21 protein-coding genes are annotated in these 21,418 nt (G+C 60.2%); 13 read left to right on the forward strand and 8 right to left on the reverse strand.

Annotated features, from left to right (window positions below):
* Positions 1-125: 125 nt before the first annotated feature.
* Together ALO80_RS01415 and ALO80_RS01420 are read right to left on the reverse strand one after the other, a co-directional pair.
* On the reverse strand, positions 126-1,442 hold the full coding sequence (locus tag ALO80_RS01415; RefSeq protein ID WP_055007671.1) for a bifunctional DedA family/phosphatase PAP2 family protein: 1,317 nt from the start codon (positions 1,440-1,442) through the stop codon (positions 126-128).
* 3 nt (positions 1,443-1,445) lie between these two features.
* Entirely contained in the window at positions 1,446-2,117 is a 672-nt protein-coding gene (locus tag ALO80_RS01420) for a DNA-3-methyladenine glycosylase (RefSeq protein WP_055007672.1), read from the reverse strand.
* A gap of 526 nt (positions 2,118-2,643) precedes the next feature.
* Here ALO80_RS01420 and ALO80_RS01425 point away from each other — a divergent pair.
* From ALO80_RS01425 to lipA, 12 genes are all read left to right on the forward strand, one after another.
* Positions 2,644-3,909: a glutamate-5-semialdehyde dehydrogenase gene (locus ALO80_RS01425; protein WP_054986557.1), complete on the forward strand. Its 1,266-nt coding sequence runs from the start codon at positions 2,644-2,646 to the stop codon at positions 3,907-3,909.
* A 22-nt stretch (positions 3,910-3,931) separates the two neighbouring features.
* Complete coding sequence (gene nadD, locus ALO80_RS01430; RefSeq protein ID WP_162491434.1) at positions 3,932-4,591, forward strand: nicotinate-nucleotide adenylyltransferase; 660 nt, start codon at positions 3,932-3,934, stop codon at positions 4,589-4,591.
* Between the two features lie 60 nt (positions 4,592-4,651).
* Positions 4,652-5,038: a ribosome silencing factor gene (gene rsfS, locus ALO80_RS01435; protein WP_002555337.1), complete on the forward strand. Its 387-nt coding sequence runs from the start codon at positions 4,652-4,654 to the stop codon at positions 5,036-5,038.
* 9 nt (positions 5,039-5,047) lie between these two features.
* Positions 5,048-5,515 (forward strand): 23S rRNA (pseudouridine(1915)-N(3))-methyltransferase RlmH, encoded by a 468-nt coding sequence (rlmH, locus tag ALO80_RS01440; RefSeq protein WP_002555336.1) that lies wholly within the window; start codon positions 5,048-5,050, stop codon positions 5,513-5,515.
* Between the two features lie 28 nt (positions 5,516-5,543).
* Positions 5,544-7,439, forward strand: coding sequence for a penicillin-binding protein 2 (gene mrdA / locus ALO80_RS01445; protein ID WP_054986555.1), 1,896 nt, complete (start codon positions 5,544-5,546; stop codon positions 7,437-7,439).
* Positions 7,440-7,470: 31 nt separating this feature from the next.
* On the forward strand, positions 7,471-8,574 hold the full coding sequence (gene rodA, locus ALO80_RS01450; protein ID WP_054986648.1) for a rod shape-determining protein RodA: 1,104 nt from the start codon (positions 7,471-7,473) through the stop codon (positions 8,572-8,574).
* A gap of 17 nt (positions 8,575-8,591) precedes the next feature.
* Complete coding sequence (mltB, locus tag ALO80_RS01455; RefSeq protein ID WP_054986554.1) at positions 8,592-9,599, forward strand: lytic murein transglycosylase B; 1,008 nt, start codon at positions 8,592-8,594, stop codon at positions 9,597-9,599.
* Positions 9,599-10,627, forward strand: coding sequence for a septal ring lytic transglycosylase RlpA family protein (locus ALO80_RS01460; RefSeq protein WP_055007673.1), 1,029 nt, complete (start codon positions 9,599-9,601; stop codon positions 10,625-10,627). Before mltB ends, ALO80_RS01460 begins: the two co-directional genes overlap by 1 nt.
* A gap of 241 nt (positions 10,628-10,868) precedes the next feature.
* Positions 10,869-12,029, forward strand: coding sequence for a D-alanyl-D-alanine carboxypeptidase family protein (locus tag ALO80_RS01465; protein WP_002555330.1), 1,161 nt, complete (start codon positions 10,869-10,871; stop codon positions 12,027-12,029).
* Between the two features lie 93 nt (positions 12,030-12,122).
* Positions 12,123-12,398, forward strand: coding sequence for a DUF493 domain-containing protein (locus ALO80_RS01470; RefSeq protein ID WP_054986552.1), 276 nt, complete (start codon positions 12,123-12,125; stop codon positions 12,396-12,398).
* Positions 12,398-13,054 carry a lipoyl(octanoyl) transferase LipB gene (gene lipB / locus ALO80_RS01475; RefSeq protein WP_055007674.1) on the forward strand — a complete coding sequence of 219 codons (657 nt, stop codon included), beginning with the start codon at positions 12,398-12,400 and terminating at the stop codon, positions 13,052-13,054. Before ALO80_RS01470 ends, lipB begins: the two co-directional genes overlap by 1 nt.
* Positions 13,047-14,054, forward strand: coding sequence for a lipoyl synthase (lipA, locus tag ALO80_RS01480; RefSeq protein WP_002555327.1), 1,008 nt, complete (start codon positions 13,047-13,049; stop codon positions 14,052-14,054). Before lipB ends, lipA begins: the two co-directional genes overlap by 8 nt.
* Before the next feature lie 267 nt (positions 14,055-14,321).
* Here lipA and ALO80_RS01485 read toward each other — a convergent pair whose 3' ends face one another.
* The 6 genes from ALO80_RS01485 to leuS all read right to left on the reverse strand — a co-directional run bounded on the left by ALO80_RS01485 (position 14,322) and on the right by leuS (position 20,663).
* Positions 14,322-15,659 carry a lytic murein transglycosylase gene (locus tag ALO80_RS01485; protein WP_054986550.1) on the reverse strand — a complete coding sequence of 446 codons (1,338 nt, stop codon included), beginning with the start codon at positions 15,657-15,659 and terminating at the stop codon, positions 14,322-14,324.
* A gap of 83 nt (positions 15,660-15,742) precedes the next feature.
* The gene (arfA, locus tag ALO80_RS01490; protein WP_003376569.1) at positions 15,743-15,898 is read right to left on the reverse strand and encodes an alternative ribosome rescue factor ArfA; all 156 of its coding nucleotides are present in this window, start codon (positions 15,896-15,898) and stop codon (positions 15,743-15,745) included.
* Between the two features lie 166 nt (positions 15,899-16,064).
* The gene (locus tag ALO80_RS01495; protein WP_055007675.1) at positions 16,065-16,277 is read right to left on the reverse strand and encodes a hypothetical protein; all 213 of its coding nucleotides are present in this window, start codon (positions 16,275-16,277) and stop codon (positions 16,065-16,067) included.
* A 5-nt stretch (positions 16,278-16,282) separates the two neighbouring features.
* Positions 16,283-17,320, reverse strand: coding sequence for a DNA polymerase III subunit delta (gene holA / locus ALO80_RS01500; protein WP_055007676.1), 1,038 nt, complete (start codon positions 17,318-17,320; stop codon positions 16,283-16,285).
* 41 nt (positions 17,321-17,361) lie between these two features.
* Positions 17,362-17,967 (reverse strand): LPS-assembly lipoprotein LptE, encoded by a 606-nt coding sequence (locus ALO80_RS01505; protein ID WP_054986647.1) that lies wholly within the window; start codon positions 17,965-17,967, stop codon positions 17,362-17,364.
* An 89-nt stretch (positions 17,968-18,056) separates the two neighbouring features.
* Entirely contained in the window at positions 18,057-20,663 is a 2,607-nt protein-coding gene (gene leuS, locus ALO80_RS01510; RefSeq protein ID WP_055007677.1) for a leucine--tRNA ligase, read from the reverse strand.
* A gap of 348 nt (positions 20,664-21,011) precedes the next feature.
* Here leuS and ALO80_RS01515 point away from each other — a divergent pair, with 348 nt between their 5' ends.
* The gene (locus tag ALO80_RS01515; protein ID WP_055007678.1) at positions 21,012-21,341 is read left to right on the forward strand and encodes a hypothetical protein; all 330 of its coding nucleotides are present in this window, start codon (positions 21,012-21,014) and stop codon (positions 21,339-21,341) included.
* Positions 21,342-21,418: the final 77 nt, after the last annotated feature.

Raw genomic sequence — 21,418 nt, forward strand, 5'->3', positions numbered from 1 at the left:
ACTACGCCGTCGCTCACTCACCTGCTTGAGGGGAGTGTAGTCAACGCCTCGAAAGAGCACTGGCAAGGTGCCAGATTTGAGGGGCGTCGCACCCGTTTTTTCACAGGCGCGATCAGGCCTGTCAATCAGTACTGATAACGCAGCACCGCGTGCGACAGCGCGCGCACCGCGAAGATACCAAGCAGCGCGGTCATTGCTGGCACAACGAGCCACCACACCCGGACCGACATGGCGGGCAAAGGGGCGTTGCGCTGAATGAACGCCAGGCTGGCGGCACAGACGCAAAATGCCAGGAGCATTCCGGCAAGAATGTCTGTCGGCCAATGAACGCCCAGATAGACCCTCGACAGCGCAATGGCCAGTGCCGGAATGCCGCCGACCAGCATCCAGGTCAGACGCAGCCGGACGGGTTGGCCACGCCCGGCCAGCACCGCGAGCGTCATGAACAGCGCAAAGGCTGCAGAGCTGTGGCCACTGGGCATGCTGTAAGTTGTCAGCGGTTCTACCAGTACGTCCGGACGGGCACGGGCGAAGAACGTTTTCAGGGTACCGTTGGCGATCGCGGTGCCCAGTGTGGCTGCCAGAGCGAAAGCTGCGTGATGCCATTGTCTGGCAACGGCCAGCACGATGATCAACAGCGAGGCGGCCAGCAACTGGGCCTTGAAGTCACCGATGCTGGTGACGAAGATCACGATATTCTGTGCGGCCTCGCTGCGATGCTCCTGGACAAGCGTCATCAGGCCGTTGTCGAAGTCCGCCAGATAGGGCCAGCCGATGAACAGCGCGGCGACCAGCGTCAGGCTGAGCACGGAAATCAGTCTGGTCGCATAGCGCTTCTGGCGAATACTGCTCTGAATGCTCAATCCGAACAGAATCGCCAGGCCTGTACCGACCACTGCCGCCTCTGGCCAGAAGCCTTCCGGCAATGGCAGGCGAATGGCAGCACCCGCTGCCCAGCCAGGCATCAGGTAGGCAATCGACCAGCCTGCCGCAGCCAGTACGCTCACTGCCGCAAAGCGCGGCAGGGGCATGTCGCACATGCCGGCAATCATTGGCAACATCGGCCGTAGGGGGCCGATGAAACGCCCGACCAGCAAACTGGCGATGCCGTAGCGGTGGAAGTATTTTTCCGCACCTGACATCCACTCCGGGTGCGTGCGCAGGCCGGGCAACTGGCGAATGTTCTGATGAAAGCGGCGACCGATGAAATAGGACACCGCGTCACCCAGCAGCCCGCCCAGAAAACCCAGTAGCAGGACTTCGCCTAACGGCAGAATGCCGCTGCCGGCCAGAGCGGCGATGGCAAACATGATGACCGTACCGGGCACAACGATCCCGACAATCGCGACACATTCAGTGAAGGCCACTAAAAAGATCGCGGCGGCTACCCAGGAAGGGTTTGCCGTCAGCCAGCCGGTCATGCCATTGAGCAGATCGCCCATCGGTCAGTTTCCTTGATCGAGAAGTAGGTAGTCGCGGCCTTCGACCTGACCGCGCCTGAGAGGGTTCCGTGTGCAGAAGCGGGCATAACCCGCATCCACGAATCGATACATCAGGTGCTCATCGCGTCCGGCGGGGATGCCGAGGCGGGTGGTCTGAATAATACGATCGGGGGTCTGTCCGATATCTTCGACCAGCAACCTCTGCGGATCGAAGCGCTTGGCGTCCCACATGGGGACCTTCAGGCCGAGCGCTTTGCACAGCAGCGTCTGGCCAGCGCAGAGCCGCTGCGGTGGGCGGATTGCGCCGCTGGCATCAGGGTTATTCAACTGCATCTGCGCCAGAGCGTTTTCATCGCTGGTCGCGTCGGTCCAGGGATACGCCGATTTGATCAGCACCGCATTGCCCGGCCCCTCGGCGCTGAAATTCAGCGAATCGCCGCCGCGTGCGTAATACATATAGATGTGGCCGCCGTCGAGGAACAGTGCCTTGCGTTTTTCGGTGTAGCCCAGTGAGGCGTGGCTGCCTTTTTCTGCGCAGTAGTACGCTTCGGTTTCGATGATGCGGGCGGCCAGCCACAGGTCGCCCACTTTGTGCCGGATGACCTTGCCCAGCAGATCGCGGGCCAGTATCCGTGCATCGCGATGGAAGAAATGGTCGGGAAGGGCTGCGGGCATAATCAGGCGGGTACGTTGAGAAGGTGCCCGATAATAACAAGCGCAACTTTAATTGCAGCTGAATGTGTCTGGATTGACAGCTTTGTTGTTTCTGAAAGTGACTGAATCATGACAGGTCGGTTAACCCGTGCGAGCGCTTTGTGCGTGCGTCTTCCTGCGACGCTGGTCGAGAGGGCGCGCAGGCTGAGCGCTCATCATTATGTACAAATCCTGAAGAGCCCGGAAAATGGGGGCGTTTAGGCTTCTGCCCGCAGGGCGTGGGAGCGAACTTGTTCGCGAAAGCTTTGTTTCGGGCGATACATCTCCTGCGGATGTCACGGCCCTTTCGCGGACAAGTCCGCTCCTACGGCTATCGGCCAGAATCAAAAGCGGACTTGTGTATAACAATGAGGGCTAAGGGTGACGGGCATCTGCCTGCGCAAGAAATCTGCGCACTGATATCGACCATCCGCCTGTCTGCGCTGTCGTTCGTGCGGCACGACAGCTATAATCAGCCGCTTTCCTCTTTGCCAAGACCTCTGAGACCATGACTGAGTCCGTTCTTGACTACATGACCCGCCTGGGTCGCGCCGCCCGCGAAGCTTCGCGAGTGATCGGTCGTGCCAGCACAGCGCAGAAGAACCGCGCCCTGCAAGCCACTGCCGCCGCTCTGGACGAAGCGCGCGCCGAGCTGTCTGCCGCCAATGCGCTGGACCTGGCAAACGGTCAGGCCAACGGGCTTGAGCCGGCCATGCTTGAGCGTCTGGCCCTGACCCCCGCACGCATCGACAGCATGATCGTCGGGTTGCGTCAGGTAGCCGGTCTGGCAGACCCGATCGGTGCGATCCGGGACATGAGCTATCGGCCATCCGGCATCCAGGTCGGCAAGATGCGTGTGCCGCTGGGTGTTGTCGGAATCATCTACGAGTCACGTCCGAACGTGACCATCGACGCCGCCAGTCTGTGCCTGAAGTCCGGGAACGCGACCATTCTGCGCGGCGGCTCCGAAGCCATTCATTCCAATCGTGCCATCGCCGCCTGCATCGAGCGTGGTCTGGCCGAGGCCGGGCTGCCCGCTGCCGTGGTGCAAGTGGTCGAAACCACCGACCGGGCAGCGGTTGGTGCGCTGATTACCATGCCCGAGTACGTGGACGTCATCGTGCCGCGTGGCGGCAAGGGCCTGATCGAGCGGGTCAGTCGCGACGCGCGCGTGCCGGTCATCAAGCACCTGGACGGCATCTGTCATGTGTACGTCAGCGCCCACGCCGATCTGGCCAAGGCACAGAAGATTGCCTTCAACGCCAAGACCTACCGCTACGGAATCTGCGGCGCGATGGAGACGTTGCTGGTCGATCAGACCATCGCTGCCGACTTCCTGCCGCCGATGGCCGCGCAGTTCCGTGAGAAGGGCGTCGAGTTGCGTGGCTGCGAGCGCACCCGCGACCTGATCGACGTCATGCCGGCCACCGAAGAAGACTGGCACACCGAGTACCTGGCCGCGATTCTGTCGATTCGCGTCGTGTCCGGGCTGGATGAAGCCATCGAGCACATCAACCATTACGGTTCGCATCATAGCGATGCCATCGTTTCGGACCACCAAGGTCAGATTCGCCGCTTCATGGCCGAGGTCGATTCCAGTTCGGTCATGGTCAACGCGCCGACCAGCTTCGCCGACGGGTTCGAATACGGATTGGGTGCCGAGATCGGCATTTCTACTGATAAGCTGCACGCCCGCGGGCCTGTCGGGCTTGAAGGGTTGACCTGCGAGAAGTACATCGTGATCGGTGATGGTCAATTGCGCGGACAAGCCTGACTTGAACAGCCCCACGACAACGCTGCCCAGACGTATCGGCATGCTCGGGGGCACGTTCGACCCGGTTCATATCGGTCATTTGCGCGGTGCGCTCGAAGTGGCCGAGCTGCTGGAACTCGATGAGCTGCGCCTGACGCCCAGCGCCAGGCCTCCGCATCGTGACATGCCGAGCGTAACTGCCGAGGACCGTCTGGCGATGGTTCGGAACGCGGTTGCGGGCGTGTCGCCCCTGACGGTGGATGACCGTGAACTGAAACGGGACAAACCGTCGTATACCCTCGACACACTGGAATCGATGCGCGCCGAGCTGGCGCCTCATGACCAGTTGTTCCTGCTGCTGGGTTGGGATGCCTTTTGCGGGCTGCCGACCTGGCACAGGTGGGAAGAACTGCTGGAGCACTGCCATATCGTGGTGCTGCAACGCCCGGACGCAGACAGCGAGTCGCCGGATGCCATGCGCAATCTGCTGGCGGCGCGCGCGGTCAGCGATCCCAAGGCCCTGAAAGGGCCGGGTGGACAGATTACATTCGTCTGGCAGACGCCTTTATCGGTGTCTGCCACCCAGATCCGTCAACTGCTGGCCAGCGGTAAGTCGGTACGTTTTCTGGTGCCAGACGCGGTACTGGCCTATATCGATGCGCGCGGGCTTTACCGTGCGCCGAACACTGATGGGTCGTCCTGAAACTGCTTTGATCGACAAGCGTCTGGACGGTCCCACACATACGAGCTGAATGAGTTTTATATGACAAAGCAAAAAATGAGCAGTGAAGAAGTCATCAATGTTGCGATTGCAGCCCTTGAAGAGGTCAAGGGTGCCGACATCCTGACCATCGACGTGCGCGACAAGACCAGCATCGCTGACTACATGCTGATCTGCACCGGTACGTCCAACCGCCAGTTGAACGCACTGGTCGATAACGTCCGTGACAAGGTCAAGGCTGCCGGTCTGAAATCCTTGAGCGAAGAAGGCAAGGGCGACAGCGACTGGGTCCTGCTGGACCTGGGTGACGTTATCGTTCACGTGATGACCGCTGCGGCACGCCAGTTCTACGACCTGGAACGCTTGTGGCAGGGTGCCGAACAAAGCCGTGCCGCCAGCGCTGCGCACCATACCCCGGGCAACGAATAAGGCCTTGATGTGCGTCTGCGTCTGATCGCTGTGGGTTCGCGCATGCCCAAATGGGTGGAAGAAGGTTGGCACGAGTACGCCAAGCGGATGCCCTCCGAGCTTGCGCTTGAACTGGTGGAAATCCCGCTCAATACCCGAGGCAAGAACGCCGATGTTGCTCGCTTCATCCGTCAGGAGGGCGAGGCGATGCTGGCGAAGGTGCAGCCGGGAGAGCGGATTGTCACGCTTGAAGTGCACGGTAAACCGTGGAGCACCGAACAGTTGGCGGTCGAACTCGATCGCTGGCGCCTCGATGCGCGTACGGTCAACCTGATGGTCGGCGGTCCCGAGGGGCTGGCACCTGAAGTCTGTGCCCGCAGTGAACAACGCTGGTCTCTGTCGCCGCTGACCCTGCCGCATCCACTGGTGCGCATTCTGATCGGCGAACAGATGTATCGCGCCTGGACAGTCCTGTCCGGGCACCCTTATCACAAGTAGCATCGTTTTTACTGTGAATACGGCCTAAATGTCTCAACCGATCCGCCTCAAAGACCACGAAAAGGACGCACGCCTGGTGCGCGGTAGGGTCGTGTTCGGTGCCGTGGCGGTCGTGTTGCTGGTGTGCGTGCTGATTGCACGGCTTTATTACCTGCAGGTCATCCAGTACGACTATCACTCCACACTTTCGGAAAACAACCGCGTCCACGTTCAGCCGATTCCGCCCAGCCGAGGGTTGATCTACGACCGCAACGGCGTGGTGGTGGCGGATAACCGGCCCAGTTTCAGTCTCAGCATGACCCGCGAGCGTGCCGGCGAGTGGTCCGGCGTGCTCGACACTATTGTCGAGATCCTGCAACTGACGCCCGACGACCGCATCATTTTTGAAAAGCGCATGAAGCAGGGGCGGCGCCCATTCGAGCCGGTGCCGATCCTGTTCGAGCTGAGCGAAGAGCAGATCGCCCTGATCGCCGTCAATCAGTTCCGTCTGCCGGGTGTCGAGGTGGTTGCGCAACTGGTCAGGCACTACCCGCAAGGGCCGCATTTTGCGCATTCGGTCGGCTACATGGGGCGGATCAACGAGAAAGAGCTCAAGAGCCTCGATCCGATCAATTACAGCGGCACGCACCATATCGGCAAGACCGGTATCGAGCGCTTTTACGAGCCCGAGCTGCATGGCCAGGTCGGCTATGAAGAGGTCGAGACCAACGCCCGTGGGCGCGTGTTGCGTGTCCTCAAGCGCACTGACCCGATCCCCGGCAAGGACATCGTCCTGAGCCTGGACATCAATCTTCAGGAAGCTGCCGAAGCCGCACTGGGCGGGCGTCGTGGCGCAGTAGTCGCGCTGGATCCGGCCACCGGAGAAGTGCTGGCGATGGTCAGTGCGCCCAGTTTCGATCCGAACCTGTTTGTAACCGGCATCAGCTTCAAGGCCTATGCCGAGCTGCGCGACTCCATCGACCGGCCACTGTTCAACCGCATCCTGCGCGGTCTGTATCCGCCGGGCTCGACCATCAAGCCTGCGGTGGCGATTGCCGGGCTGGATGCCGGCGCGGTGACGCCTGGCTCAAGGGTGTTCGACCCAGGGTATTACCAACTACCCAATTACGACCACAAGTACCGGAACTGGAACCGCACCGGCGATGGCTGGGTGGATCTGGATACCGCGATCATGCGTTCCAATGACACGTACTTTTACGATCTGGCACACAAACTGGGAATCGATCGGCTTTCCACCTACATGAACAAGTTCGGCATCGGACAGAAAGTCTCGCTGGACATGTTCGAAGAGTCGCCCGGTCTGATGCCGTCCCGAGAATGGAAGCGCGCGACCCGCCGTCAGGCCTGGTTCCCCGGCGAGACCCTGATTCTCGGTATCGGTCAGGGCTACATGCAGGCAACGCCGTTGCAACTGGCCCAGGCAACCGCGCTGGTGGCCAACAAAGGCGTGTGGAACCGTCCGCATCTGGCCAGAACCATTGAAGGCAAGGCGCCTGTGGACGAAAACCCTATGCCGGACATCGTGCTGCGTGATCCGGCCAACTGGGGGCGAGTCAACCACGGCATGCAGGAAGTCATGCACGGTGCGCGCGGTACGGCGCGCAAGGCTGCCATCGGCGCGCAATACCGGATCGCGGGCAAGAGCGGTACGGCTCAGGTGGTCGCCATCAAGCAAGGCGAGAAATACGACCGCACCAAGGTTCAGGAGCGTCACCGTGACCATGCCTTGTTTGTCGGCTTCGCGCCGGCCGATAACCCGAAAATCGTTGTTGCAGTCATGGTCGAGAACGGTGAGTCCGGCTCCGGCGTTGCTGCACCCGTCGTGCGTCAGGTGATGGACGCCTGGCTGCTCGACGAAAACGGCCATCTCAAGCCTGAGTACGCCGGTTCCCTGAATCTGGAGGCTGCGGCCCGTGAAGAGTAATTTCGACCGCATCCTGTCCAGCGAAGACGTAATGCGCCGCCGTGCCACGTTTCTGCAGCGCATTCATATCGATGGTCCCTTGCTGATCCTGCTGCTGACGCTGGCGGCTGGCAGTCTGTTCGTTCTGTATTCAGCCAGCGGCAAGAACTGGGACCTGCTGATCAAGCAGGCCAGCTCGTTCGGTATCGGTCTGGTGGCAATGGTAGTGATTGCCCAGCTGGAGCCGCGCTTCATGGCGCGCTGGGTGCCTGTTCTCTATGTGGTCGGCGTCCTGCTGTTGGTGGTGGTGGATGTCATGGGCCACAACGCCATGGGCGCAACGCGCTGGATCAATATTCCCGGCGTGATTCGTTTCCAGCCTTCCGAGTTTCTCAAGATCATCATGCCGGCGACCATCGCCTGGTACTTGTCCAAGCGCACGCTGCCACCACATCTCAAGCACGTCGCCGTCAGCCTGGCCCTGATTGGCGTGCCGTTCATACTGATCGTGCGTCAGCCCGATCTGGGTACGTCGCTGCTGATCCTGGCGTCCGGGGCCTTTGTGCTGTTCATGGCCGGCCTGCGCTGGCGCTGGATTCTAAGTGTGCTGACGGCTGCCGTGCCTGCGGCGGTGGCCATGTGGTTCTTCTTTATGCACGACTATCAGAAGCAACGCGTGCTGACGTTCCTCGATCCGGAAAGCGACCCGCTTGGCACCGGCTGGAACATCATCCAGTCAAAGGCGGCCATCGGTTCGGGCGGCGTATTTGGCAAAGGCTGGTTGCTCGGCACCCAGTCGCACCTCGACTTTCTGCCTGAAAGCCATACCGACTTCATCATCGCAGTGCTGGGTGAAGAGTTCGGCCTGGTAGGCATCTGTGCGCTGCTGATCATCTACATGCTGCTGATCGGTCGCGGGCTTGTGATCACTGCACAGGCGCAGACATTATTCGGCAAACTGCTGGCCGGTGCGTTGACCATGACGTTTTTTGTTTACGTTTTCGTCAACATCGGTATGGTCAGTGGCCTGCTGCCAGTGGTGGGGGTTCCGCTGCCCTTCATTAGCTACGGCGGAACTTCGCTCGTAACCCTACTGTCAGCGTTTGGGGTTTTGATGTCGATCCATACACATCGTAAATGGATCGCTCAAGTTTGATTAAGGTGAACTATTCAATGCACGCAATGCGTAACTGGGCTCGATATGCTCCGGTGGTCGGTCTGGTGGGCATCCTTGGATCGGTGCAAGAGGCGCTGGCTGGCGATTATGAAGGGTCGCCCCAAGTGGCGGAATTCGTCGGAGAGCTGACCCGCGATCACGGTTTTGCCGGTGAGCAACTGATGAGCCTGTTTCGTGAGGTCGAGCGCAAGCAGGCCATTCTCGATGCCATTTCCCGTCCGGCCGAACGGGTCAAGCAGTGGAAAGAGTATCGGCCGATGTTCATCACCGATACGCGCATCGCTCGCGGTGTCGACTTCTGGCGTCAGCATGAGGCTGCACTGGCCCGTGCCGAGCAGGAATACGGCGTACCGGCGCAGATCATCGTTTCGATCATTGGCGTAGAGACCTTCTTCGGCCGCAATACCGGTAATTACCGGGTGATCGACGCCTTGTCGACCCTCGGCTTCGATTACCCGCCGCGCGCCCAGTTCTTCCGCAAGGAACTGCGCGAGTTTCTGCTGCTGGCCCGCGAACAGCAGGTCGATCCGCTGACCCTCAAAGGTTCCTACGCCGGGGCGATGGGGCTGCCGCAGTTCATGCCGAGCAGTTTCCGTGCATACGCCGTTGATTTCGACGGGGACGGTCACATCAACATCTGGACCGACCCGGACGATGCCATTGGCAGCGTGGCCAGTTATTTCAAACGGCATGGCTGGGTGGCCGGGCAGCCTGTCGTCAGTCGTGCCACTGCACGTGGCGACCGGGTGGACGAAGGGTTGAGCCCTGCGCTTGATCCGGTAATGTCGGTCGGGGAGTTGCGACAGCTGGGCTGGGCGAGTCATGATGCGCTGCGCGATGACATGCCGGTGACGGCGTTCCGTCTTGAAGGCGACAATGGTCCTGAATACTGGCTGGGTCTGAACAATTTTTATGCAATCACCCGTTATAACCGCAGTGTGATGTACGCCATGGCCGTGTATCAGCTGTCTGAATCGTTGGTTCAAGCTCGAGGCGTCAAGTAATGCGGGCATTGCCGATTCTTCAAACATTCAAGCTTCTGGCGTTGACCGGCCTGGCAGTGCTGGTTGCCAGCTGCTCGTCGCCGTCACGCACAACATCGTCGCAGTCGCCGAAAGGCGGTGCGGTGGTGCGCGCCATGCCGGGGCTGGACATCAACCGTGCCCACAAGGACGGCGCGCCGTGGTGGGACGTGGATGTCTCGCGTATCCCCGACGCAACGCCAACCCTGCACACCGGGGCCTACAAGGCCAACCCGTATACGGTGCTGGGCAAGACCTATTTCCCGATGAGCGATTCGAAGCGTTATGTCGCTTCGGGCACCGCCTCCTGGTACGGCACCAAGTTTCATGGCCAGAACACCGCCAACGGCGAGGTGTATGACCTGTACGGCATGAGCGCTGCGCACAAGACCCTGCCGCTGCCCAGCTATGTCAAGGTGACCAACCTGGACAACAATCGCACGGTGATCCTGCGCGTCAATGATCGCGGGCCGTTCTATTCTGACCGGATCATCGACCTGTCCTACGCCGCCGCCAAAAAGCTCGGCTACGCCGAAACCGGGACTGCTCGGGTGAAGGTAGAAGGTATCGACCCTCAGGAGTGGTGGGCACAACGTGGCCGTCCGGCACCGTTGATGCTCAATCAGCCGCAAGTGATGGCCCAGGCCACGCCGCCCGCGCTGTCCACCTCGACCGGAACCGTCGAACAATACACGCCACCACCGCAGCAGCACGCAGCACCTGTTGTGCCGTTGCAGGTTGACGCAAAAAAAAACGCTTCAGGACAAGCCGCTGGGCTGTTTCTCCAGGTGGGAGCCTTCGCCAACCCGGACGCTGCGGAGCTCCTGAGGTCGAAACTGAGCGGGATGGTCCGCGCACCGGTGTTCGTCAGCTCGATAGCGCGCAATCAGCAAACGCTCTATCGGGTGCGGATGGGACCGATCGACACGCCGGGTGAAGCCCAGCAACTGCAAAACAGCGTCAGGTCGGCCAATCTGGGCCAGCCGAGCGTAGTGACATCGGATCAGTAAGTTTTTCGACTACCGTTCTCCGGCAATAATGGAGGACAGTATGCAGTCGCAGGCGGCGCACATTTGCCATCAGGGCAAGCGTTGCAGGTAACTGCCCACAAGGTCGTGTGTCGAACAGGCGACTTTGTCAGCCAGGGTTACAGCCTGGCGCCACGAGCCGTACCGAGGCGTTTTCGCTTCGCCGGTCTGTTCAGTTTTGCCCGCAAGGGCATGTTTGCCCATTAGGATTCTCGAGAGACGGATGAACATCACCACCTTTGCAAAACGTTTGTGCCTGCTTGTTCCACTGATCATCACCCCGACTGTCTGGGCAGCAGAGCAGATGACGCCTGCTGCACCGCAACTGGCAGCCAAGTCCTACGTACTGATGGACGCCACCAGCGGTAACGTTCTGGTCGAGAACAACGGCGATCAGCGTCTGGCGCCTGCCAGTCTGACCAAGCTGATGACTGCCTATATCGCGACCCTGGAAATCCGTCGTGGCCAGATCGGCGAAAACGATCCGGTGACGATCAGTGAAAACGCCTGGCGCACGGGCGGTTCGCGGATGTTCATCAAGGTCGGCAGCCAGGTCACGGTCAGCGACCTGCTGCACGGCATCATCATCCAGTCGGGTAACGACGCCAGTGTCGCGATCTCCGAGCACATCGCCGGCAGCGAAGATGCATTTGCGGACATGATGAACAAGACCGCCGGCGATCTGGGCATGACCAACAGCCACTTCATGAACCCGACCGGTCTGCCGAACCCCGAGCACTACTCGTCGGCTCACGACATGGCGATCCTGGCGCGTGCCATCATCCACGAAGACCCGGCTCACTACGCGATCTACTCGCAGAAAGAGTTCTTCTGGAACGGCATCAAGCAGCCTAACCGCAACCTGCTGCTGTGGCGCGACAAGACCGTCGATGGCCTGAAGACCGGTCACACTGACGAAGCCGGCTACTGCATGGTGTCCTCGGCTGTACGTGACGGCATGCGTTTGATCGCTGTCGTATTCGGCACCAACAGCGAACAGGCTCGTGCGGCTGAAACCCAGAAGTTGCTGACTTATGGCTTCCGTTTCTTCGAAACCCAGAACTTCTATCAGAAGGGCACCGAGCTGGCTCAGGCGACTGTCTGGAAAGGCACCGAGCGTCAGGTCAAGGCCGGTCTGGCTGAAGATCTGAGCATGACCATGCCAAAAGGCGACATGAAGAAGCTTTCCGCCAGCATGACCATGAACCCGCAACTGGTTGCGCCAATCGCCAAGGGCGACGTGATCGGCAAGGTCGAAGTCAAGAAGGACGATCAGGTGGTTCACACCGCTAATCTGATTGCGCTTGATGCCGTTGAGGAAGGTGGCATTTTCCGCCGCGTGTGGGATAGCATCCGCCTGTTCTTCTACGGCTTGTTCAACTGACCCTCCAGTAACTACTGCCGACCTTCTCGCGGCCTGCTCATGATCTGAGCGGGCTGCGTGTCCGTCGTCACGGCTTGTGAGACCTTTACTGCCATGACTGATACCGACATCAAGTCGCACAAAATCGAATTTCCCTGCAATGACTACCCGATCAAGGTGATCGGCGACACCAGTGCGGGTTTTACTGCTGCCGTGATGGAAGTGCTTGAAAAGCACGCCACGGTCGATCTCAAGACGCTTGCCGAGCGCCAGAGCAGCAACGGCAAATACACCACCGTCCAGTTGCACATTGTCGCTACAGGCGAAGATCAGTTGCGCGACATCAATAGCGCGCTTCGCGCTACAGGTTTCGTGCACATGGTGCTCTGATGACGGGGACGCTGGGTTTTCGTGATCTGGGTCTGACGGATTATGAAACCGCCTGGCATGCCATGCAGCGTTTTACCGATGGGCGTGGCCGCGAGGCTGCCGACGAGGTCTGGCTGGTCCAGCATCCACCGGTTTTCACTCAGGGGCAGTCCGGCAAAGCCGAGCATTTGCTGCTGCCGGGCAATATTCCTGTCGTACAGGTCGATCGTGGCGGCCAAGTGACTTATCATGGGCCGGGCCAACTGGTGGCTTACCTGATGCTGGACGTCAGACGCCTTGGTTTCGGCGTTCGAGATCTGGTAACCCGGATCGAGAACACGCTCATCGCCTTGCTCGCCGACTACGGCGTCAAGGCCGCCGCCAAGGCTGATGCACCGGGTGTATACGTCGACGGCGCGAAGATCGCGTCGCTCGGCCTGCGCATTCGCAACGGCTGTTCGTTTCATGGTCTGGCGTTGAACGTCGACATGGACCTGGAGCCGTTCCGCCGCATCAACCCGTGCGGATACGCCGGGTTGACCATGACCCAACTGAGCGATCAGGCAGGGCAGATAGAATTTTCCGAGGTTAGTGCCCGGCTGCGTGCGCAGCTCGTCAAACACCTCGACTACGCTGAGCAGGCGACCCTTACGGGCGGAATAAACCATTATGACTGACACCGTGCAAACCCTTATCCCGACGCTGGATGTTTCCGAGCGTGTGGCCCGTCCGAAAGTCGAAGCGGGCGTCAAGCTTCGCGGAGCGGAAAAGGTTGCGCGCATCCCGGTCAAGATCATCCCGACAGTAGACCTGCCGAAGAAACCCGACTGGATTCGCGTGCGCATCCCGGTTTCTCCGGAAGTCGACCGTATCAAGCAATTGCTGCGCAAGCACAAATTGCACAGCGTCTGTGAAGAGGCTTCCTGCCCGAATCTGGGCGAATGCTTCTCCGGTGGCACCGCGACCTTCATGATCATGGGCGACATCTGCACCCGTCGCTGCCCATTCTGCGACGTGGGTCATGGCCGTCCGAAGCCGCTCGACGTCAATGAACCGAAGAGCCTCGCCATCGCGATCGCCGACCTGCGCCTGAAATATGTGGTGATCACTTCGGTAGACCGTGATGACCTGCGTGATGGCGGTGCCCAGCACTTTGCCGACTGCATCCGCGAAATCCGTCTGCTGTCGCCGGGCGTTCAGCTTGAAACGCTGGTGCCTGACTACCGTGGTCGTATGGACGTTGCGCTGGAAATCACTGCCGCCGAGCCACCGGATGTGTTCAACCACAACCTGGAAACCGTACCGCGTCTGTACAAGGCTGCGCGTCCAGGGTCGGATTACCAGTGGTCGTTGACCCTGCTGCAGCGCTTCAAGCAGATGGTCCCGCATGTACCGACCAAATCCGGGCTGATGCTCGGGCTGGGCGAGACCGACGAAGAAGTCATCGAAGTCATGCAGCGCATGCGCGAACACGACATCGACATGCTGACCCTGGGGCAATACCTGCAGCCGTCGCGTAATCACCTGCCGGTTCAGCGTTTTGTGCACCCTGACACCTTCGCCTGGTTCGCCGAGGAAGGTTACAAGATGGGCTTCAAGAACGTCGCTTCCGGGCCGTTGGTACGCTCTTCGTATCATGCCGACGAGCAGGCCAAGATCGCCAAGGCGATGCTCTGAAAACACCCTGCAAAAACAAGAAGGGCCAGGTAGCGATACCTGGCCCTTCTTTTTTTGGTTGATTATTGTGCCGGCGCTCCGCGTTGACATGCCGTTCGTGAAGCTGCGAGTCACACTCTTCGCCGCATCGTAAGTCGAGATTGGACGCGGAGCGTCCGGAAATGCATTCCCACGCTGGAGCGTGAGGAACGATAGGCGTCCCCAAGAACACCATCGTGCCGGCGCTCCGCGTTGACATCCCCGTCTGGACGCTCTGCGTCCTTCCGATTACTGCCCGACAGGCTTGCGCAGGGCTTCCAGCAATTCGTGCGTCGGATAGCCATCAGCCGGCCAGCCGAACGACTGCTGAGCGCTGCGGATGGCTTTGCGCGTATTGGCGCCGATAATGCCGTCGGGCGCGCCTGCGTCGTATTGACGTGCCGAAAGCAGGGTTTGCAGTTCGATGCGCTCAGAGCGGCTTAGCGGCAGATCTCCGCGCGGCCAGCTGCCGACTACATACCCCGCACCCTTGAAGCGGTCGGAAAGCAGGCTGATCGCCAACGCATAGGAAGTCGAGTTGTTGTACTTGAGAATCGCGCGGAAGTTGTCCAGCACCAGAAAGGCTGGCCCGCGGTAACCGGCTGGCAGCAACAAGGCGGCTTGCTGCTGGCTGGCCGCGACCGGGATAGCCGAACCGTCTGGCTGTTTCAGGCCCAGTTGCTGCCATTCAGCGAGACTCTTGCGCGTGGTCGAATCTGCCAGCGAGTAATCGAACCCCGAGCCAAGCACTACTTCAAAGCCCCAAGGCTGACCCCGCTGCCAGCCAGAGCTTTGCAGGTAATGCGCGGTCGAGGCCAGTGCATCGGCCGGGGTGTTCCAGATGTCACGGCGGCCATCGCCGTCAAAGTCGACGGCATGGGTGTTGTAGGTGGTCGGGATGAACTGGGTCTGGCCCATCGCACCGGCCCATGAGCCCAGCATTTTGTCCGGGGTGATGTCGCCATGCTGGATGATATCCAGCGCCGCCAGCAACTGGCTCTGCGCAAAGCCGGGACGACGGCCTTCATACGCCAGGGTTGCCAGCGAGCGAATGACCGATTGCGAGCCCTGGAACTGCCCGAAATTGCTCTCCATGCCCCACACCGCAACCAGCGCCTGGCGGTCCACGCCGTATTGCTGTTCGATCTTCTGCAGGTCATCAGCGTACTGCGAAAGCAACGCCTGACCCTTGCGCACGCGTACAGCAGAGATGGCACCGTCCAGGTATTCCCAGACCGGACGGCTGAACTCAGGCTGGCTGCGGTCGGCCTTGACCACGCTCATGTCGGGAGTGACGCCGGCGAATGCCAGATCGAACACATCGGCCCGGATACCTGCCTTCAACGCCTGAACACGAAAGCCGGCCTGCCATTCACTGAAGCTGACGGCGGGTTGAATCGTGAGGTTGTCATCGACGACCAGTGCTGGCGTAGGGGCTACGGCAGGCGCGTTTGTCTGTGCTTTGCTGGATTGAAGAGGCGTGGCATCGGCTGCAGTGGGTTTTTCTGCGCAGGCTACCAAGGCAATAAGGCTGGAGGCAGCGATGAGTTGGCGCAGCTGCGGGCGATGGGTAAAACGAGAAGGCATGCTTGAGTCCAAGGGTATTACCGTTAGGTGCAGACCATAACACGGCTAAGCGGTTGAAAGCGCCTCGGAGATGTTGCTCGATATCAGGCCGCCATAAAGCAGGAAGCCTCCCAGCTTTTAGACTGGAAGGCTTCGCGGCGGTAGCTGCCTTTGCCCTTGGAGGGTTGTTCCTGACGACTGCGGAACAAGGGCTGGGCGATGATGGATTTGGCCTTGTTCGGCCGTTTTGGCTTGCTCATGGCGGGGTGCTCCTGATGGGGGTTGTGAAACGTTGCAAATCATCGGGCAGAAAGGCGGTTGTGTCTAATAGTTGTGTGCTATGACGCGGTAGCCAGCCGCAGGCTGAGTGAACGTTTGTGGGGACGAGCTTGCTCGCGAAGAGGCCGGTGCAGGCTCTCGCTTTGATCAAAAATCAAACTGATGGAGTAGCGCCATCATGATGACGGCAAGGGTAGCAACACCCATGCCTGTCGCCCAACTTGCTGCCGGGGTTTCTGCGAACCAGGAGCCCTTTGCAGGGTGTTTGCCAAGCGTCAGGAGTTTTACGATCGGCCATCCGACCGGATAGAAAACGGCACGAGCGGCGACTTCAAACAGGCCAGTAGGTAGGTCGCACATGAGGCCTACTCCGCAGGCAATGCCAGCCGTTGTCCCGCCATCAGCAGCGCCAGTCGGCTCAGGCTGCTCCACGGCGAACCGGCGGCCTGGCCTTTGATTTGCGCGTCGATGCGTTGTGCGTCCATCAGCAGCTGGCTCCAGCGTTTCGCAGAGTGGCGTTGCAGGGCTTTGCTCATCAGTGGTTTACGCTTGTCCCAGATCGGCGGGCGCGCCGAGCTGAAGATCTTGTCCAGCGGCACGCCCTGGCTGAACTGCTGGGACATGTTGGCCAGCGCACGCAGTTCGCGGGTCAGCGCCCAAAGGATCACTGGCGTTTCGACGCCTTCGCCACGCAAGCCTTCCAGCATGCGTAACGCATGGGCTGCTTCGCCATTGAGCACGGCATCGGTCAGGCCGAAGACATCGAAGCGGGCACTGTCTGCCACCGCCGCCTGGACCGTTTCGACGGTGATCTGGCCTTCCTCGGCCATCAATTTGAGCTTTTCGATTTCCTGTGCGGCAGCCAGCAGGTTGCCTTCGACCCTTGCGGCGATCAGCTCGACAGCGTCCTGAGTCGCAGCAAGGCCCGCCTGGGAAAGGCGCTGACGAATCCATTGCGGCAATTGACCAATGTCCACGGGCCAGATTTGTACGAACTGGGTTTGTGCACCGTCAACCAGTGCCTTGCCCCATTTGGTCTTCTGCGCGCTACCGTCGAGCTTGGGCAGGCTGATCAGCAGCAAGGTGTCTTCTGCAGGTCTGGCGCAGTATTCCATGAGTGCCGCAGCACCTTTGTCACCGGGTTTGCCGGACGGCAAACGCAGTTCCAGAAGGCGACGTTCGGCAAACAGGGACATGCTGGCGCCTGCCTGAAGCAATGTGCCCCAGTCGAAGCTGGCGTCAGCGCTGAATACCTGCCGCTCATCGAAACCTTGCCGGCGCGCAGCAGCACGCACGGCATCGGCGGCTTCCTGGCAAAGCAACGGGTCATCGCCGCTGATCACGTAGACGGGCGCGAGCGTACCTTGCAGGTGTTTACCCAGTTGGGCAGGGGCGAGTTTCATGAGTCAGAGCATGTCGGGGCCGGAAAACCGGCCCCGAACACTTACCTGCCCGGAACTTCGACAGGCGACTGCTGAGGCGTCTCGTCGCGGATACGCTGCGCGGCTTCCAGGGCGTCGGCTTCAGCCTTGGCCGCTGCGTCCGCCTTGGCCTGCAGCTCGTCCAGACGCGACGGTGTCATTTGCTGCAAACGGGCCATCATTTTCTGAATCAGGTCGTTGCGCATTTCCTGACGAACCTGTGCGGCTTCCTGGTCGGAACCGGTCAGGTTGTTGCCATCGTGCACGTAAGAGCGGTCTGCGGTGACTTTATCGCCGAGCAGGAAGCGATCTCTGTCGCCGTGCACTTCATAGGTCAGGGTGGTGGTCAGCTGGTATTCAGCCGAGCGGCCCGAGCCGGAGTAGCTGATGGCACGCTGGGTTTCGGCTTCGTTGGTCAGCATGAGTTTGTAAGGCGCGCCGGTATAGACCTTGACGCCGGAACTGGTCAGCAAACGAGTGAGTTGAGTCACGGTTTCGCCGTAGGCGTTACGTGCACTGACATCCAGCTCCTTGATCGCCAGCTCGGTTGTGCCGGTGCCACGCAGCTGGAAGCCACAGGCACTCAACAGAACAGCCAGGCCCATCACCAGCAAATTGCGTTTGATCATCTTGATGCTCCCCTTGAATCCGTTTGGGTCGACGCTGCGAACCCTGGAAATATGTTCGGCGCCCGGCATCTGCCAGGCGCCCGATCCAATCAGCTTGCGACGATGTTGACCAGCTTGCCAGGCACGACGATCACCTTGCGAATAGTCAGGCCATCAGTGAAGCGCAATACGTTCTCGTTGATGCGTGCAGCCGCTTCGACTTCTTCGCGGCTGGCGCTGGCGGGCATTTCGATATGGCCGCGTAGCTTGCCGTTGACCTGAATGACCAGTTGCAGACTGTCCTGTACCAGCGCATTCGCATCGAATGCAGGCCAGCCCGCATCGATGACCGGTTCATTGTGGCCCAGTTGCTTCCAGAGTTCGTGGCTGATGTGCGGTGTGATCGGTGCCAGCAGCAGGGTGACTGTTTCCAGGCCTTCCTGAATCAGGGCACGATCCTGTGGTGTGGCCTGCGGAGCTTTTTCCAGCACATTCATCAGGGTCATCACTTGCGCGACAGCCGTGTTGAATTTCTGGTTCTGGCCAATATCCTGACTCGCCTGTCTGATCGCCTGATGAATCGAGCGGCGGATGGCCTTCTGGTCATCCGTCAGTGCTGCAATGTCCAGGCCGGTCGATACACCCTGACCGACATGCGCCTGAGCCAGGCGCCACACGCGGCGCAGGAAACGATGCGAGCCTTCAACGCCCGAGTCGGACCACTCCAGGCTCATGTCAGGCGGGGAGGCGAACATCATGAACAGGCGGCAGGTATCGGCACCGTACTGATCGATCATGGTCTGCGGGTCGATGCCGTTTTTCTTCGACTTCGACATTTTTTCGGTGCCGCCGATTTCCACCGGCAGGCCGTCGCTGGTCAGCGTGGCACTGATCACCTTGGCCTTGGCATCTCTTTCGAGGGTCACATCGGCCGGGTTGATCCAGGTCTTCTTGCCGCTGGTTTCCATGCGGAAGTAGGTCTCGGCGTTGACCATGCCTTGGGTCAGCAGGTTCTTGAACGGTTCGTTCGAGGTCACCAGGCCTTCGTCGCGCATCAGCTTGTGGAAGAAGCGGGCGTACAGCAGGTGCAGAATCGCGTGCTCGATGCCGCCGATGTACTGGTCCACTGGCAGCCAGTGGTTGGCAGCGTTCGGCTCGACCAGACCACCCTCGTAATGCGGCGACGCATAACGGGCGTAGTACCACGAGGACTCGACGAACGTGTCCATAGTGTCGGTTTCACGCTTGGCCGGTGCGCCGCATTTCGGGCAGCTGCATTCGTAGAACTCGGGCATCCGCGCCAGTGGCGAGCCAGCGCCGTCGGGCACTACGTCTTCAGGCAGGACAACGGGCAACTGGTCTTCAGGGACTGGCACGTCGCCACAGGTGTCGCAATGCACGATAGGGATCGGGCAGCCCCAGTAGCGCTGGCGGCTGATGCCCCAGTCACGCAGGCGGAACTGGGTGCGGGACTGGCCCAGCGATTTCTTGACCAGTGCAGCTTCGATGGCATCGAACGCGTCCTGGAAATTCAGGCCGGTAAACTCGCCGGAATTGATCAGCTCGCCATGCTCACCGTAGGCCGGTTGCCACGGGGCAGGCGTTTCGTCGCCGGCGCTGGTGCGTACCACGGGCTTGATCGGCAGACCGTACTGGGTGGCGAACTCGAAATCACGCTCGTCGTGCGCCGGTACGGCCATGACCGCGCCATCGCCGTAGTGCATCAGCACGTAGTTGGCGACCCACACCGGCAGCTTCTCGCCGGTCAACGGGTGCTCGACGAACAACGAGGTCGGCTGGCCTTTCTTTTCCTGAGTGGCAACATCGGCTTCGGCAACGCTGCCGCCTTTGCATTCATCGATGAACGCCTGCAGCGCAGGGTTGCCCTGAGCGGCCAGGGTTGCCAGCGGGTGTTCTGCGGCTACCGCGACATAGGTCGCGCCCATCAGGGTATCGGGGCGGGTGGTGAAGACTTTCAGGGCACCGGCTTCGCCTATCGACGCCTGGTCGTACGGAAACTGCACTTCCATGCCGCGCGATCTGCCGATCCAGTTGCGCTGCATGGTCTTGACCTGTTCAGGCCAGCCCGGCAACTCGTCGAGGCTTTCCAGCAGCTCGTCGGCGTAAGCGGTGATCTTGAAGTAGTACATCGGGATTTCGCGCTTTTCGATCAGTGCGCCCGAGCGCCAGCCGCGGCCATCGATGACCTGCTCGTTGGCCAGCACGGTCTGATCGACCGGGTCCCAGTTCACGGTGCCGTTCTTGCGGTAGATCACGCCTTTTTCGAACAGGCGGGTGAACAGCCATTGTTCCCAGCGATAGTAGTCAGGCTTGCAGGTGGTGACTTCGCGCGACCAGTCAACTGCCAGACCCAGGCTCTTGAGCTGGGTCTTCATGTAATCGATATTTTCGTAGGTCCACTTCGCCGGCGCGACGTTGTTGTCGATGGCGGCGTTTTCTGCCGGCATGCCGAAAGCGTCCCAGCCCAATGGCTGAAGGACATTCTTGCCCAGCATCCGCTGGTAGCGGGAGATCACGTCACCAATGGTGTAGTTGCGCACATGACCCATGTGCAGCTTGCCGCTCGGGTAAGGAAACATGGACAGGCAATAGAAAGTGTCCTTGCCTGGCTGTTCACTGACTTCAAAAGACTTTTGCTCATCCCAGAACGTTTGGGCGGCGGCTTCGATTTCGCGGGGCTGATAGAGTTCGTGCATGGCTACTTTTTACTAAAGATTAGTGACCCTTGACCTCTTCATTGCTTCGCCGAGTCAGTTCCGCACCGCGTGGCGGACAATTGCAACTGTCTGTGCGGTGCGTTCGGGCTCAAGAGCGCGGAAGTGGAATTACAGGAAGCGCAGTAGCATACATGAGGGCCGTCTATCGAGGGAAACCCTGTTTTTGCCTTGTCTCGCCTTCGCACGTCACGTTTTTACACGGCTTGTGTGCTTGTCAAAGCCCGGTCGGCAACCCTGTCTGGCCGTTGGTCGCAGTTCCATGCCGGTTTGTGCAGCAGCGCTAAGCTCAATCGCGAGGGTGATGATTATCTTCGATGAGGTGAGCGGATGACAGAGTTGCAGCATGTTGTAAGCCTATGCGAACTGTATGAGCGTCTGATCGACCGCCTCGGGCTGGCGCTCGAGACGGCGAGTACATCGGTCCGGCTCCGAAACGAGTCGCCTGCCGAGCTTGAACTCAAGGGGTTGAGCAGTGCCGAGTTTCTATTGATAGAGGCCTATCTGGAGAAAGGCGCTGGAGCCACAGATGTCGTTACCAGCGACCGCGTTATCGTCCCGCCGGAGCACGGCCGGCCGTCCAGGGCGTCAGCCACAATCATCTGGCTGAAAGACAGGCGACGAGGCAGGGCGTCGACCCGTATGGGGCGCAACAGTTAGGTCATTGGGTCTGGTCTGAAGGCTCGCCTGCGCGCAAGCTGACGGGCTTTGCATCGCTGGCCATGCACTTCTGCCCT

The sequence above is a fragment of the Pseudomonas caricapapayae genome, from assembly GCF_001400735.1.
Lineage (GTDB): Bacteria > Pseudomonadota > Gammaproteobacteria > Pseudomonadales > Pseudomonadaceae > Aquipseudomonas > Aquipseudomonas caricapapayae.

Bases quoted from the DNA above. Each gene is read 5' to 3' on its own strand.
- ALO80_RS01415 (WP_055007671.1), bottom strand. From the start codon at position 1,442: ATGGGCGATCTGCTCAATGGCATGACCGGCTGGCTGACGGCAAACCCT.
- ALO80_RS01420 (WP_055007672.1), bottom strand. From the start codon at position 2,117: ATGCCCGCAGCCCTTCCCGACCATTTCTTCCATCGCGATGCACGGATA.
- ALO80_RS01425 (WP_054986557.1), top strand. From the start codon at position 2,644: ATGACTGAGTCCGTTCTTGACTACATGACCCGCCTGGGTCGCGCCGCC.
- rsfS (WP_002555337.1), top strand. From the start codon at position 4,652: ATGACAAAGCAAAAAATGAGCAGTGAAGAAGTCATCAATGTTGCGATT.
- mrdA (WP_054986555.1), top strand. From the start codon at position 5,544: ATGTCTCAACCGATCCGCCTCAAAGACCACGAAAAGGACGCACGCCTG.
- rodA (WP_054986648.1), top strand. From the start codon at position 7,471: ATGCGCCGCCGTGCCACGTTTCTGCAGCGCATTCATATCGATGGTCCC.
- mltB (WP_054986554.1), top strand. From the start codon at position 8,592: ATGCACGCAATGCGTAACTGGGCTCGATATGCTCCGGTGGTCGGTCTG.
- ALO80_RS01460 (WP_055007673.1), top strand. From the start codon at position 9,599: ATGCGGGCATTGCCGATTCTTCAAACATTCAAGCTTCTGGCGTTGACC.
- ALO80_RS01465 (WP_002555330.1), top strand. From the start codon at position 10,869: ATGAACATCACCACCTTTGCAAAACGTTTGTGCCTGCTTGTTCCACTG.
- ALO80_RS01470 (WP_054986552.1), top strand. From the start codon at position 12,123: ATGACTGATACCGACATCAAGTCGCACAAAATCGAATTTCCCTGCAAT.
- lipB (WP_055007674.1), top strand. From the start codon at position 12,398: ATGACGGGGACGCTGGGTTTTCGTGATCTGGGTCTGACGGATTATGAA.
- lipA (WP_002555327.1), top strand. From the start codon at position 13,047: ATGACTGACACCGTGCAAACCCTTATCCCGACGCTGGATGTTTCCGAG.
- ALO80_RS01485 (WP_054986550.1), bottom strand. From the start codon at position 15,659: ATGCCTTCTCGTTTTACCCATCGCCCGCAGCTGCGCCAACTCATCGCT.
- arfA (WP_003376569.1), bottom strand. From the start codon at position 15,898: ATGAGCAAGCCAAAACGGCCGAACAAGGCCAAATCCATCATCGCCCAG.
- ALO80_RS01495 (WP_055007675.1), bottom strand. From the start codon at position 16,277: ATGTGCGACCTACCTACTGGCCTGTTTGAAGTCGCCGCTCGTGCCGTT.
- holA (WP_055007676.1), bottom strand. From the start codon at position 17,320: ATGAAACTCGCCCCTGCCCAACTGGGTAAACACCTGCAAGGTACGCTC.
- ALO80_RS01505 (WP_054986647.1), bottom strand. From the start codon at position 17,967: ATGATCAAACGCAATTTGCTGGTGATGGGCCTGGCTGTTCTGTTGAGT.
- leuS (WP_055007677.1), bottom strand. From the start codon at position 20,663: ATGCACGAACTCTATCAGCCCCGCGAAATCGAAGCCGCCGCCCAAACG.
- ALO80_RS01515 (WP_055007678.1), top strand. From the start codon at position 21,012: ATGACAGAGTTGCAGCATGTTGTAAGCCTATGCGAACTGTATGAGCGT.